Below are 13521 nucleotides of genomic sequence, written 5' to 3' on the forward strand. Positions count from 1 at the left end.
GCGTTGAAAAAATCCGCGCCCGCCTGCGCGCCGGAAGGCGCGCCACGAGCGCATCGGGGTCGGATGCGGACGACGCGGCGCCGGCAGGCCGCGCCGTGAAATCACCGCTCCGCTTGCGCCGGCAGCCGAAGCGCGACCATGAAGCCGCGCGCCGTATTGCGCATCAGGATCTGGCCGCGGTGCCGCGCCGCCGTCGCGCGGACGAACGCAAGCCCGAGGCCGAAGCCGCCGCGCGCCGCGCCGTGCGCGGATTCGAGCTGCACGAACGACTCGGTCGCGGCCGTGCGCTGCTCCGGCGCGATGCCGGCACCGGTATCCTCGACGCCGATCAGCCAGGCGCCGTCCTCGCCGCTCAGCGTGCAGTGCACGTCCGTGCCGGCCGGGCCGTACTTCAGCCCGTTGTCGATCAGGTTCGCGACCGCGCGCGTGAGCATCATGCGGTCGCCCATCGTCACGCACTCGGCGTCGGGCACGTGCGCGACGACCCGGCAGCCGAGCCCGGCGGCCTTCTCCCACAGCTGGTCGACGGCATCGACCACGATCTCGTTGAGACTCACGACCTCGTGCGCGCGGCGCTCGGACTGCGCGCGGGTCAGGTGGATGAAGCCGTCGGCGAGCGCGAGCGCGCGCCGCGCATGGCCGGCGATGCGCTCCATGATCGCCGGCATGTCGCCGTGTTCGGTGCGGTAGACGTCGAGCAGCGCGAGGATCGACGTCTGTGGGGAACGCATGTCGTGCGACAGGAAATCGAGCGCCTCGTCGCGCTGCCGGGACATCAGGTACGAATTCGAGTGATAGCGGATGCGCGCGGTCAGCTCCATCGCGTCGGGGAGCTTCACCAGATAGTCGTTCGCGCCGGCAATGAACGCCTCGCGCTTGACGATCGGCTCCTCCTTCGCGGACAGCACGATGATCGGCACGCGTGCGGTGCCGGCATCCGCGCGCCACGCGCGGACGAGATCGAGGCCGTCGATCTCCGGCATCACGAGGTCCTGCAGGATCACCGTCGGCTTCACGTCGCGCGCGACCGCCATCGCCCGGTGTGCGTCGGTGCACACATGCAGGTCGATGTCGTGTTCGCTGCGCAGCGCGCGACGGATCACCTCGCCGACGAACGGTTGATCGTCGACCAGGAGGACCGATAACCCCGATTCAAGACAATCCGAGGCATTATCACTGCTCGATTCTTTCATAAATACAGTTTCAAACGCCGAATCTCCAATCGATTCTTTCATAGGAGTTGTTTATCCGACTTGGACGCTATCTTATTTTGGCGGTTGAAAACCCCGCCTGATTCCGCCGATTTAGCCTGTCGGCACTGCCTTGCAGGGCTTCGGACGCCGATTCTTTCCCCGTTGGCGACCGCATTACCTCCGCATTCTTTCTCTCAATAAACATAACCGGCTGATTCTAAATGAAATTAGAACACAGCATCTATCTCCTTCCGGTTTAGTTTTGCCAAATATGCAGAAAGAGACGGAATCAGATAAATCAGATCATTTCCGGATTCGAAAGACGATAACGTTTGCGAGACCGGCGCCACAAGGTTTGCATGGGCTGCAAGGCTGTTTGCCGGACGTATTGAGGGCCGGATTCCGATACGTCGCATCGGCCGGCAGGCGGGAGCAAAAATCGCGCGGCGGGCAAGGGTCGGCCCGCGCGCCGTTCGGCGCCGGCAAGACGCCGGCCCGTGTGATGGCAGGTCGCGCCCGCTTACCCGCGCGCGTGCTGCGCGGACACTTCCTGCAGGTCGAGATCGCGTTCGAGCGCATGCAGCATTTCGTCGTGGATGCGCCCCGACCGATGCAGGCGCAACAGCTCCGCGCGCCCGGCACGGATCGCGGCCAGCACGACGTCGTAGTGCGCGGTGCGCACTTCCGCCGGGTACTCGGGCTCGTTCTTCGCGCGCTCGGTCAGCTCCGCGCGATACGTGTACTGCTCGAGCAGGCGCGGATGGATCACGACGCCGCGCTCGTCGCGCACGAGCGGCTGGATCGCCGCGAGTTGCGCAGCCTCGACATGCGCCCACGTCTGCGGCTCGGTCAGGTGATGCGCGGCGCGCTCCTCGCGCTGCGGCAGGCGCAGCAGCCGGATCAGCGGCCCGATCGTCGTGCCCTGCAGCAGCACCGTGACGAGGATCACCGCGAACGACGCGACCAGGATCACATCGCGACCGGGTAGCGCCTCGGGCAGCGACAGCGCGATCGCGAGCGTCACGACCCCGCGCATCCCGGCCCAGCTCATGATCGTCGCGGCCTTCCAGTCGGGTGCTTCGCCGCGCCGGGCAAACCCGCGCACCGGCCACTTCAGCGCCTCGACCGCATAGATCCACACGAAGCGCGACACGATCACCGCCGCCAGCACCGCGGCCACCGGCGGCACCATCGTGGCGAGCACCTGCTCGAAACCGCCGAGCCGGTGAATCGCGCCGCGCAGCGACAGCCCGATCAGCACGAACACCATCGATTCGAGCAGGAACACGATGACCTGCCAGAACGCGGTGCCGCGCGTGCGCACGGCCGCCGAGAACACCTCGTGCTGATGCCAGCCGATGATCATGCCGGCCGTGACGGTCGCGATCACGCCCGACACCTCGAGCATTTCGCCCGCGATGTACGCGATCCAGCCGGCGATCACCGCGACGGTGATCACGAGATAGTCGTCGTCGAGCAGCTTCAGGAACCACACGACGAGCTTGCCGACCACGAAGCCGACCACCACGCCGCCGAGCCCGAGCTCCGCGAAACGCACGACCGCGTGCTCGAGGCTGAACGCCCCGGTGAGCGCGGCCGCGACCGCGAAGCGGAACAGCACGAGGCCGGCCGCGTCGTTCAGCAGGCTCTCGCCTTCGAGCAGCACCATCAGCCGGCGCGGCAGCGCGACGCGTTCGAGCACGGCCTTTGCGGCGACCGCGTCCGGCGGCGACACGATCGCGCCGAGCGCGAAGCACGCGGCCCACGGCAGCGCCGGCACGACCCAGTGCACGGCGAAGCCGACCGCGAACGTCGTGAACACGACCGCGCCGATCGCGAGCATCAGGATGCCGCCGACGTTGCGCTTGAACTCCTCCCACACGGAGAAGTACGCACCGTCCATCAGCAGCGGCGGCAGGAACACCAGCAGCACCAGCTCGGGATCGAGGTTGATCGGCGGCAGACCGGGAATGAACGCGATACCGATGCCGCCGATCAGCAGCGCGGCCGCGGGCGGCAGCCGCAGCCGCTTGGCGATGCATTCGAGCGCGACGATCGCGAGGAATGACAACAGAACCAGCTTGAATGCCGAGACGGGGGACATGAATCGACCTCGTGAAGAATGAATTCGCGCTTCCCGGTGTCGCACCCCGGTCGGCAGTTTGGCGCGATTACATCACGAGGCGAGGCCCGTAGTCGAGCGTGCGTCGGGTGGGCCGTCATTCAGCGCACACACCGTGCCGGCCCGACGCGCGCACCGCAATGAAAAACGGCACGCAGGCCGGCCTGATCGCCTACCTGCGTGCCGTCGCGGAACCGCGCCGCGTGCCTGCGCGTTACCGGCGCCGCACGACCATCAGCCGCGGTTCGGTCATGTCCTCGATCGCGTAGCGGATCCCTTCCCGGCCGAGGCCCGAATCCTTCACGCCACCGTACGGCATGTTGTCGACACGGAACGACGGCACGTCGTTGATCACGACGCCGCCGACCTCCAGTTCATCCCACGCGCGCTGCGCATGCGTGAGCGAATCGGTGAACACGCCGGCCTGCAGCCCGAAGTCGCTGTCGTTCACACGTGCGAGCGCGTCGTCGAAGCGGTCGAACTTCTCGAGGATCGCGACCGGGCCGAACGCCTCCTTCCGGTACAGGTCCTGCTCATGCCCGACGTTTTCCAGCAGCGTCGCCTCGAACATCGCGCCGTCGACCTTGCCGCCCGCGACGATCTTCGCGCCCGCCGCGACGGCCGCGTCCATCCAGCCCGACAGCCGGCGCGACTCCGATTCGGAGATCATCGGGCCGACGAACGTCGACGGATCCTTCGGATCGCCCATCTTCAGCGAACGCGTCTTCGCGATCAGCTTCTCGCGCAGCGCGTCGTAAAGATCGGCATGCACAAGGATCCGCTGCACGCCGATGCAGCTCTGGCCCGACTGGTAGTACGCGCCGAACGCGAGACGCTCGACCACGTAGTCGAGCCGGTCGCGCTGGTCCGCATCGACGATCGCGGCTGCGTTGCCGCCGAGCTCCAGCACGACTTTCTTCTTGCCGGCCTTCTCCTTCAGCGCCCAGCCGACGGCCGGCGAACCCGTGAACGACAGCAGCTTGAAACGCTCGTCGGTCGTGAACAGGTCGGCGCCGTCGCGATGCGCGGGCAGCACCGAGAACGCGCCCTTCGGCAAATCGGTTTCCGCGAGCACCTCGCCGATGATCAGCGCGCCGATCGGCGTGCGGCTCGCGGGCTTCAGCACGAACGGGCAGCCGGCCGCGAGCGCGGGCGCGACCTTGTGCGCGGCGAGGTTCAGCGGGAAGTTGAACGGCGAGATGAACGAACACGGGCCGACCGGCACGCGCTTCGTGTAGCCGGTATAGCCCTGCGCACGCGCGGAGATCTCGAGGTTGATGATCTCGCCGTCGATGCGCACCGATTCCTCGGAGGCGACGCGGAACGTATCGATCAGCCGCGTCACTTCGCCCTTCGAATCGTTGATCGGCTTGCCGGCCTCGATGCACAGCGCCTCGGCCAGCTCGTCGAAGCGCTCGCGAAAGCGCGCGACGCAATGGTCGAGCACGGCCTGCCGCTTGTAGGCCGGCATCTCGCGCATCGGCTTCGCGGCGTCGACAGCCGCGGCAATCGCCGCATCGATCGCCTTCGCGTCGGCCAGCGCGACGCGCGTCGCGACCTTGCCGCTGAACTTGTCCGTCACGTCCAGATCGGTATTCGCGTAGACGGCTTCGTTGGCGAGGTAGTACGGATAGGTTTCCTTCAACATGGAACGACTCCTTCCTGTGAACGGGGGAATTCAGAGCTGCGCCGACAGGCGCTTGATCTCGCGGTTCAGTACACGCTCGTTGTCCGAGTAATCGATCGGCACGTCGATCACGTGCACGCCCGGCGACGAGAAGCACTCGCGCAGCAGCGGCTCCAGATCGTCCGCCGATTCGACGCGATGCCCGTGCGCGCCGTAGCTTTGCGCATACGACACGAAATCGGGGTTCTGCAGCGTCATCGCGTAATCGGGGAAATTCATGTTCTCCTGCTTCCAGCGGATCATCCCGAACGCGTCGTCGCGCAGGATCATCACGACGAGGTCGAGCTTCAGCCGCACGGCCGTTTCGAGCTCCTGCGAATTCATCATGAAGCCGCCGTCGCCGCACACGGCGATCACCTTGCGCTGCGGATGCACGATCTTGGTCGCGATCGCCGACGGCAGGCCTGCCCCCATCGACGCGAGCGCGTTGTCGAGCAGCAGCGAGTTCGGCTCGTGCGCACGCCAGTAGCGCGCGAACCAGATCTTGTACATCCCGTTGTCGAGACAGACGATGCCGTCGACCGGCATTGCGTTGTACAGATCGTTGACGATGCGCACCGGGTACATCGGGAAACGCGGGTCGTGCTGGCCCTTCTCCAGGTGCGCGTCGAAATGCTCCTTGATCATCGCGAAGCGCGCGAAATCCCAGTGCGGCTGCGGCGCGATCGCTTCCGTCATCTGCCACACCGCGTTCGCGATGTCGCCGACCACCTCGATCTGCGGGAAATAGACGGGATCGACCTGCGCGCCGAGGAAGTTCACGTGAATCACGGTCTTGTCGTCCGCACGCATGAAGAACGGCGGCTTCTCGATCACGTCGTGGCCGACGTTGATGATGCAGTCGGCATGCTCGATCGCGCGATGCACGAAATCGCCGTCGGACAGCGTCGCGTTGCCGAGCCACAGCGGGTGCGTCTCGTCGATCACGCCCTTGCCCATCTGTGTCGTGAAGAACGGGATGCCGGTCTTGTCGACGAATTCGACGAGGATCTTGCGGGTCGTCTTGCGGTTGCCGCCCGCGCCGATCATCAGCAGCGGATGGCGCGCGGCCTGGATCGCGTCGACCGCATGCGCGACTGCCTTCTCCTCGGCCACGGGCCGCCGGCTGTAGCTGCGCGGGATCGGCTTGCCGTCACCCTCTTCGTGCGCGATGTCTTCCGGCAGTTCGAGGTGCGCGGCGCCCGGGCGCTCCTCCTCCGCGCGGCGGAACGCCTCGCGCACGGCCGACGGGATGTTGCCGATCGACACGATCTGCCGCGTGAACTTCGTGAGCGGCTGCATCATGTCGACGACGTCGACGATCTGGAAGTGGCCCTGCTTGCTGGACTTGATCGGCTTCTGCCCGGTGATCATCAGCATCGGCATGCCGCCGAGCTGCGCATACGCGGCGGCCGTGACGAAGTTCGTCGCGCCGGGCCCGAGCGTCGCGAGACACACGCCGGTGCGCCCCGTCAGGCGGCCGTAGGTGGCGGCCATGAACCCGGCCGCCTGCTCGTGCCGGGTCAGCACGAGCTTGATCTTCGATCGCCGCAGCGATTCGAGCAGATCGAGGTTTTCTTCGCCGGGAATACCGAACACGTACTCGACGCCTTCGGCTTCCAGCGCCTTCACGAACAGATCCGATGCTTTCATGGGGGACTCTCGGTTATGCCGCCTGCCCGGCCTACGGACACGCGGCGTTCACAACGCGCGCCGGCCTACGGCACGCGGACGCTCTACCTACTGGACACAGACCACGGCACTTCCCGCCACGCAACGAACGATGCACGGCGGCGCCTCCTGATGCAGGAGGACGAACGGACCCGCCCGTGCGCGGCAAGCGCGCACGGGCGGCAAAGACGTGTTTGATTGTAGACGGATTCGGGAAATTTCGACTTCGGCCGAACGGCCATTTGGCGCCCGAACGACGCAGGCGGCCCTAATGTAGCGGCAACCGAACAGCCCGATACATCTGTGAACCATGGTTGACATGCCGCAATCAATGCCCTACAGTGCGCCTACGTTCAGCATCCGGACCACCGACGTCTTCGACGCATGGTTCGCCGGCCTGCAGGATCGCGTCGCGAAGCGCCGCATCCAGGCACGCATCGACCGCCTGTCGATGGGCAATCCGGGCGACTGGAAGTCCGCCGGCTCGCCGGTCATCGAAATGCGGATCGACCACGGCCCCGGCTATCGCGTCTACTACGTCCGGCGCGGAACGATCTGGGTCATCCTGCTTTGCGGCGGCGATAAATCGACGCAACAGGCCGACATACGCGCTGCGCACGCGATGCTCGCGCATCTCGACATGGAGTGATCGATGAACAAGATCAGCACCCGGCCGTGGGATTCGGCCGACCACCTGAAAACCGAAGACGACATGGCCGACTACTTCGAGGCCTGTCTGCAGGAAGCCGGCGACGATCCGGCCTTCATCGCGCACGCGCTCGGCGTGATCGCGCGCGCGCGCGGCATGTCGAAGGTCGCGCGCGATGCAGGCCTGTCGCGCGAAGGGCTGTACAAGGCGCTGTCGCACGACGGCAACCCCAGCTTCGGCACCATCCTGAAAGTCATCAAGGCGCTCGGCCTGCAACTGCACGGCGCAAAAGCGCACGCGTGACGCGCGGGCGCACGGCATCGCGCCTGCTGCGCGATCTCCGCGGCTACCTCACCGCAACCACCCCGTCGCCCGGCGCGCCAGCGGCGACGCCCGATACAAGCCCGACCCGGTCAGCGTTCCGTTGACGCAACAGATCGTCCGAATGGCATATCGGGCCCGTCAAGGCGCGGGGCGCCCCCATACTCGTCGGAACGACAGGAACCGACGGGCATGCATTGACGATACCCGTCATCCCGCATCGATCTCGCCCGTTCCCGATCGTTCAGGGTTCCTGTTCGTCATTTCACGTAGCGGCGCTTCGACACACGTCTCGCCGAATTCATCCCATTCTCATTGACGTATTACGCTTGACGTAATACCATGCCCGTAATGATCACATCGTTTCGATGCAAGGATACCCGGCTGCTGTTCGCAGGAGAGTCACCCAAGCGTTTCCGCACGATCGAAACCGTTGCCACCCGAAAACTGCAAATGCTCGCTGCCGCGAAAGAACTGCGCGACTTGCGGGCCCCGCCCGGCAACCGGCTCGAAACGTTGCACGGCGGTCGGGAGGGCCAGCACAGCATCCGCATCAACGAGCGATGGCGGATCTGTTTCGAATGGACCGACGATGGCCCCGCCCAGGTCGAGATCGTCGACTATCACTGACTGGAGCTTCGCATGGTCAAGAACGGCATGCGCCCGATTCATCCGGGCGAAGTCCTGCGGGAAGAATTCCTCGTACCGCTGGAAATGAGCGTCAATGCACTGGCGCTCGCGCTGAACGTGCCGGCCACACGCCTGCACGAAATCGTCAAGGAACGGCGCGGCATCACCGCCGATACGGCTTACCGGCTCGCGCGCTACTTCGATACGTCGCCGGAATTCTGGCTGAACCTGCAGGCCGCCTACGACCTGAAGACATTGCCGACGCGCAGCGAGATCGACCGCAAGGTCGAGCCGCGCGAGCGCACCCACGTTTAGGCCACGACCGGCGCCGCCGTTCGCCGGCGTGGCCGCGTCAGTGCAGCCAGCCGGCCGCCCAGCGCGGCACCAGCGACACCAGATACAGCCCGAGCCCGATCAGCCCGCCAACCAGTGTGCCGTTGATGCGGATGTACTGCAGATCCTTGCCGATGTTCAGCTCGATCTGCCGCGACATCTCGCGCGCATCCCAGTTGCGCACCGTATCGCGGATGTGGCGCATCAGGAAATCGGCGAAATCCGGCGCCATCTCGTGCACGGCCTTCTCCACGTGCTCGTTCAGCGACGCGCGCAGCGCGGGGCTCTCCGAAAGCCGCGCGCCGAGCCAGCCGCCGAGCGTCGCGGCCTGCCGGTGCAGTGAAGAATCGGGGCGCGCGAGATCGGCCTTCAGCCACGCACGCAACTGGTCCCACAAGTCGCGCACATACTCGTTGAACGCGTCGCCGTCGCGGATATAGCGCTTGATCTCCTCGCCCTTCGCGACGAACGCCGGATCGTGCTTCAGCCGCTCGGTCAGCCGTGCAACCGTCCGGTCGAAGCGCTGCCGCAGTTCGTGCTCGGGGTCGGCCGCCACGCCTTCGAGCACGCGGCTCACCGCACTCGCGAGCATCCGCGCGCCGTTCTCGCCGAACCACTGCGTCGGCATGATCTTCTCGACCTTCGGGTACTGCGTCTTCAGCCATTCGACGATGAAGCCCGCGATCACCTCGCGGTTCTCTTCCTTGTCGAGCACATCGACCACCTGCTCGATCGCGTCGTCGAGCAGCACCTGGTGGCGGCCGTCCTTCGTCAGCGTATCGAGGATCGCACCCGCCGATTGCGACAGGTCGACACGGTCGATCACCGCGCGAAACGCGTCGTGCACGAACGACTGGATCCGCGCGTCGTCGGTCATGTCGAGCGCGAAGCTCATCAGCTTCGTCACGTAACCGCCGAGCGCCTCGGTGTTCTGCGGTTCCCCGAGCCACGCGCCGAGCTTCTGCGCGGGATCGTGCTGGCGGATCTGCGCGGCAAGCGCGTCGGGGCCGAGGAATTTCTCGCGCACGAACACCGCGAGGTTGTCGGCGATCTTGTCCTTGTTCTTCGGAATGATCTCGGTATGGCGCGACACGAACGGAATCGGCACGCGGCGGAACAGCGCGACGACCGCGAACCAGTCGGCGAGCGCGCCGACCATCGCGGCTTCGGCCACGGCCTTGACGCCGTCGACCCACGGGCCGCGCGGCAGCAGGATCGTCGTGACGAACACCGCGACGGCGGCCAGCAGCAGCCACAGTGCGCGGCGTTTGCTGCGTTTCAGTTCGAGGGCTTTGTCTGGTGTCATGGAGGACCGGCGGATCGGCGATGCCGCTAATATCCCCGATTTCGCACCGGCCGACAAACGCGCGGCATGATCCGCGACGGGCCCGCGCGACCGCCGCCGCGCATCACGTCACCCGCCACGTCGCGCAACCGTCCGGCAAGCGACAGGATTGCCGACGCAATCCGCCCGCCGCGCCGGCCATCCTCGCCGCACCTGCTGCCGTTACAGAAACGTCTTCAGGTTCACCGCCGGATCGGCGAGTTTCACCGGATCGGGCACGGCCGCTGCCGCGATCAGCCGGCGCGATGCGCCGATGTCGCGCCCGAGGTTCGCCGCGGCCACCGCGACGATCCTGCCGTCGTCGCCCAGCCCGAACACCGTGAACGGCCCGCTCGCCGGATCGCCGCGCACGACGCTCGTGCGTTCGCCGCCGAACAGCCCGAGCATCTGCAGGTTGCAGTCGTACTGATCGGACCACAGCCACGGCAGCTCCGCATAGGCGTCGTCGGCGCCGAGCAGGTTCGCGGCCGCGACGGCCGGCTGGTTTTCGGCCACCTGCCACGACTCGATCCGCACGTGGCGCCCGAGCAGCGGATTGAAGTGCATCGTCACCTCGCCCGCCGCGAAGATCGCCGGATCGGCCGTTCGGCATCCGGCGTCGACGCGTATCCCGTTGTCGACGTCGAGCCCGGCCGCCTGTGCAAGCTCGACGTTGGGCACCACGCCGATGCCGACCACGACGATATCGGCCGGCACGTCGCCGCGATCGGTCTCGACGATCGCGCCGCCGCCCGGTGCGCGACGGATCGCGCGCGGCAGCGTCGCCATCTGGAACACCACGCCGCGGCCGTCGTGCAACTGGCGCGCATACGTACCGACCACCTCCGGCAACGCACGCTGCAACAAGCGCGGCGCCGGATCGATCACCGTCACGTCGCAGCCGAGCTGGCGCGCGGCAGCCGCCACCTCGAGCCCGATGAAACCGCCGCCGAGCACCGCTACGCGGCGGCCCGGCGCAAGTCGCGCCCGCAACGCACGTGCATCGTCGACCGTGCGGACGTAGTGCGGCGTGACGCCTGGGTCGACCGCCCCGCCGAACGTCCGTACGCGCGAACCCGTCGCGAGCACGAGCCGTGCGTAGGGCACCGTCGTGCCGTCGCCGAGCCGCACGCGCTGCGCATCGCGCTCGATCGCGTCGACGCGCATGCCGAGCCGCAACTCGATGTGTTGCGCGTCGTACCACGCCGCATCGCGCACGAACGCGCGCTGCTCGCCGCCGTCCGTCAGCAGCGCATCCTTCGACAGCGCGGGCCGGTCATACGGCAGTTCGCGCTCCGCGCCGATCATCACGATGCGCGCCGCCGCATCGCGTTCGCGCAGCGCTTCGGCCGTGCGCCGCGCCGCGTGGCCGGCACCAACGATCACGAACGGATCAGCCGACATTGACTTCCACCTGCCCGTCAACGATCCGGATCGGATAAGTCCGCACCGGCTCCGTGATCGGCGCACATTTCGGCGCGCCGGTGCGGATGTCGATCAGCCCCTGGTGCAGCGGGCATTCGACGCAGCCGTCCTCCACATAGCCTTCGGACAGCCGTGCATGGCCGTGCGTGCAGAGGTCGTGCATCGCGAACAGTTCGTCGCCGATCCGGAACACGGCGATCGGTTTCTGGCCGGCGACGCGCGCCGCCGGTTCGTCTTCGGAGAATTCGTCGAAAGCGCCGAGCGGATGCCACTCGGCCAGCGTTGCTTCGGTCATGTCGGTTCCTTGCTTCGTCAGATCGGCGTCGCGAGCAGCGTCTGCACGCGCGACGTGTCGTAGATCACGCGCTTGGTCTTGTAGCGCAACCCGTCGGGCGTGCGCACGACCGTGTCGTAGTACTTGCCGGCCTGGTACACGTTCGACTCGCCATTGCTGCGCGTCTGCACGACGACGTAGTTGCTCTCGGTGTCGATCTCGCCGTCTCGTTCCGCAACAATCGTCAGGCCCGACGTCATGTGCCGGTACGTGTGCTCTTCAAAGATGTTCGCGTGCCGCAGCGACACCACGCGGTCGCGCAGCATCCGCTGATTCGTACAGTGGACGATCCCGACCGGCAGCCCGAGATCGGCGTTCTCCTTCGGCACGATTTCGTACGTGCAGTCCTCGGTAAACATCGTCGGCCATGCTTCGAGCCGGTTGTTGTCGAGGTGTCCGATATAGCGGTTCTGGAGCATGTAAATCTCGAACCAGGTCTTCATGTCTTCCGTCATTTCGCGCTCCCGCCTCAATAGCCCATCAGCTTCTGGTAGCCGACCCAGAACTTGCGGATCAGGCTTTCAGTGATCACCGTGTCCTGCTGGTCCGGATTGCCGCGCGACATCTCGATCACCGACGTCGCGTCGCCGTCGCGCACCGTGCCGCGCTGCACGAGCTCGGTCGCCTCCGTGTCCTCCATCGAGATATAGCCGGCCGGCCCGACGAGGTTCGCCTGCTTGATGCGCAGCGCGCGCAGCTCGGGCGTGTCGTCCGCGTAACCGAAGAAATGGAAGATCAGTTCGAAGTTGTCGGGGCCCTTCGGCAGGATCTGGCGTGCAACCAGCGTGTTGTGGATCTGCTGGATCACGAGCTGCGGGAAGATCGGCTGGATATGGTTCGTGCAGTCCTCGTCGTATTCCGACACGAGATCGAGAATCGATTCGTCCTCCAGATGAAAGCCTTCGTCGAACGAGCGAATGTTCTGCTGCTTGTACGCGGCCGACGTATCGTCGCCCGTCTTCGTCACCGTGATGATGCTGTGCAGCCCGTGGTTCGCATCCGGGATCGAGCGCGCCTTCATCCCGACGCGGAAGATGTTGAAGGTCGTATGGAACAGGTGCAGCATGCTCGCGTGATACGGGTCCTTCACGTTCTCCATGTAAAGCTTCCAGTTCGACTTCGAATACTGGCGCGTGCAGCCGAGATACTCGATCGGCTTGTGGAAGATCCGGTCGATCCACGGGCGCATCTGCTCGCCGAGATAGTCGGGCAGCGGCATCACGTCGTCGCTGAAGGTGGCGAACACGAGCCCGCGATAGCTGTCGACCCGCAGCTTGCGCAGCCCGTGCTGCTTCGGATCGAAGTCGGCCGGCATCCCCGACATCCCCTTCTGGCCGCGCCGGAACGGCACGCCGAGCAGGTTGCCCGAGTTGTCGAAGCTCCACTGGTGATACACGCACGTGTGCGAACTCGCGTTGCCGCGCGACTTGCGGCACACCTGCGCGCCGCGGTGCGCGCAGCGGTTCACCCACGCGGAAAGCGTGCCGTCCTCGGTGCGCGTGACGACCACCGGCGTATCGCCGACGAACGTGCTCTTGAAGTCGCCGGCGTTCGGGATTTCCGCTTCCAGCGCGACGAAGTTCCACGTCGGGCCGCGAAAGATGCGTTCCTGCTCGCGTTCGTAGACGGCCTGCGAACTGAACACCTTGTACGGCACGCGCGAGCCGTCGTCGTGCGGAAAGCTCACGGCGGACGCGTCGTCGCGCGGGGCGAACACGACGGGCGATTCTGTCTGCTCCATGTCGGACTCCTTGTGGTTCCGTTTCATTAACAAGATGGAGTCCATTTTTGAAAGGCTAATATTCGCCGTCTATCCGGAAAGTGCGATTGCGGCGGTGCAATATCCACTTTCG

13 protein-coding genes are annotated in these 13521 nt (G+C 66.0%); 4 read left to right on the forward strand and 9 right to left on the reverse strand.

Translation table 11 applies throughout. The features are described from left to right. Positions 1–101: 101 nt before the first annotated feature. The 4 genes from HWX87_RS05020 to HWX87_RS05035 form a co-directional block, all read right to left on the reverse strand. Positions 102–1235 (reverse strand): hybrid sensor histidine kinase/response regulator, encoded by a 1134-nt coding sequence (locus HWX87_RS05020; RefSeq protein ID WP_176046070.1) that lies wholly within the window; start codon positions 1233–1235, stop codon positions 102–104. A 478-nt stretch (positions 1236–1713) separates the two neighbouring features. Further along, positions 1714–3297, reverse strand: coding sequence for a Na+/H+ antiporter (locus HWX87_RS05025; RefSeq protein ID WP_176046071.1), 1584 nt, complete (start codon positions 3295–3297; stop codon positions 1714–1716). Between the two features lie 232 nt (positions 3298–3529). Next, positions 3530–4963, reverse strand: a complete 1434-nt coding sequence (locus HWX87_RS05030; RefSeq protein ID WP_176046072.1) for an aldehyde dehydrogenase family protein — start codon at positions 4961–4963, stop codon at positions 3530–3532. 30 nt (positions 4964–4993) lie between these two features. Next, on the reverse strand, positions 4994–6634 hold the full coding sequence (locus HWX87_RS05035; protein ID WP_176046073.1) for an acetolactate synthase large subunit: 1641 nt from the start codon (positions 6632–6634) through the stop codon (positions 4994–4996). A gap of 349 nt (positions 6635–6983) precedes the next feature. Here HWX87_RS05035 and HWX87_RS05040 point away from each other — a divergent pair, with 349 nt between their 5' ends. The 4 genes from HWX87_RS05040 (at position 6984) to HWX87_RS05055 (ending at position 8567) form a co-directional block, all read left to right on the forward strand. Next, on the forward strand, positions 6984–7301 hold the full coding sequence (locus tag HWX87_RS05040) for a type II toxin-antitoxin system RelE/ParE family toxin (RefSeq protein WP_176046348.1): 318 nt from the start codon (positions 6984–6986) through the stop codon (positions 7299–7301). Positions 7302–7304: 3 nt separating this feature from the next. Further along, a complete protein-coding gene (locus tag HWX87_RS05045; RefSeq protein WP_176046074.1) occupies positions 7305–7604 on the forward strand; it encodes an addiction module antidote protein in 300 nt (99 codons plus the stop codon). A 360-nt stretch (positions 7605–7964) separates the two neighbouring features. Then, positions 7965–8252, forward strand: a complete 288-nt coding sequence (locus HWX87_RS05050) for a type II toxin-antitoxin system RelE/ParE family toxin (protein WP_279612949.1) — start codon at positions 7965–7967, stop codon at positions 8250–8252. A 12-nt stretch (positions 8253–8264) separates the two neighbouring features. Further along, on the forward strand, positions 8265–8567 hold the full coding sequence (locus HWX87_RS05055) for a HigA family addiction module antitoxin (protein ID WP_176046076.1): 303 nt from the start codon (positions 8265–8267) through the stop codon (positions 8565–8567). Positions 8568–8604: 37 nt separating this feature from the next. Here the strand turns inward: HWX87_RS05055 and HWX87_RS05060 are convergent, their stop codons facing one another. The 5 genes from HWX87_RS05060 to andAc form a co-directional block, all read right to left on the reverse strand. After that, positions 8605–9891 (reverse strand): DUF445 domain-containing protein, encoded by a 1287-nt coding sequence (locus HWX87_RS05060; RefSeq protein WP_176046077.1) that lies wholly within the window; start codon positions 9889–9891, stop codon positions 8605–8607. A gap of 201 nt (positions 9892–10092) precedes the next feature. After that, positions 10093–11313 carry an anthranilate 1,2-dioxygenase system ferredoxin--NAD(+) reductase gene (gene andAa / locus HWX87_RS05065; RefSeq protein WP_176046078.1) on the reverse strand — a complete coding sequence of 407 codons (1221 nt, stop codon included), beginning with the start codon at positions 11311–11313 and terminating at the stop codon, positions 10093–10095. Beyond that, positions 11303–11629, reverse strand: a complete 327-nt coding sequence (gene andAb, locus HWX87_RS05070; protein WP_006479527.1) for an anthranilate 1,2-dioxygenase ferredoxin subunit AndAb — start codon at positions 11627–11629, stop codon at positions 11303–11305. The genes andAa and andAb overlap by 11 nt, the downstream gene beginning before the upstream one ends. Positions 11630–11646: 17 nt before the next feature. Further along, positions 11647–12123 (reverse strand): anthranilate 1,2-dioxygenase small subunit AndAd, encoded by a 477-nt coding sequence (gene andAd, locus HWX87_RS05075; protein ID WP_176046079.1) that lies wholly within the window; start codon positions 12121–12123, stop codon positions 11647–11649. Between the two features lie 14 nt (positions 12124–12137). Continuing rightward, positions 12138–13409, reverse strand: coding sequence for an anthranilate 1,2-dioxygenase large subunit AndAc (gene andAc / locus HWX87_RS05080; protein WP_176046080.1), 1272 nt, complete (start codon positions 13407–13409; stop codon positions 12138–12140). Between the last annotated feature and the right edge of the window lie 112 nt (positions 13410–13521).

This window comes from Burkholderia sp. BCC1644 (genome assembly GCF_902833225.1).
GTDB lineage: Bacteria > Pseudomonadota > Gammaproteobacteria > Burkholderiales > Burkholderiaceae > Burkholderia.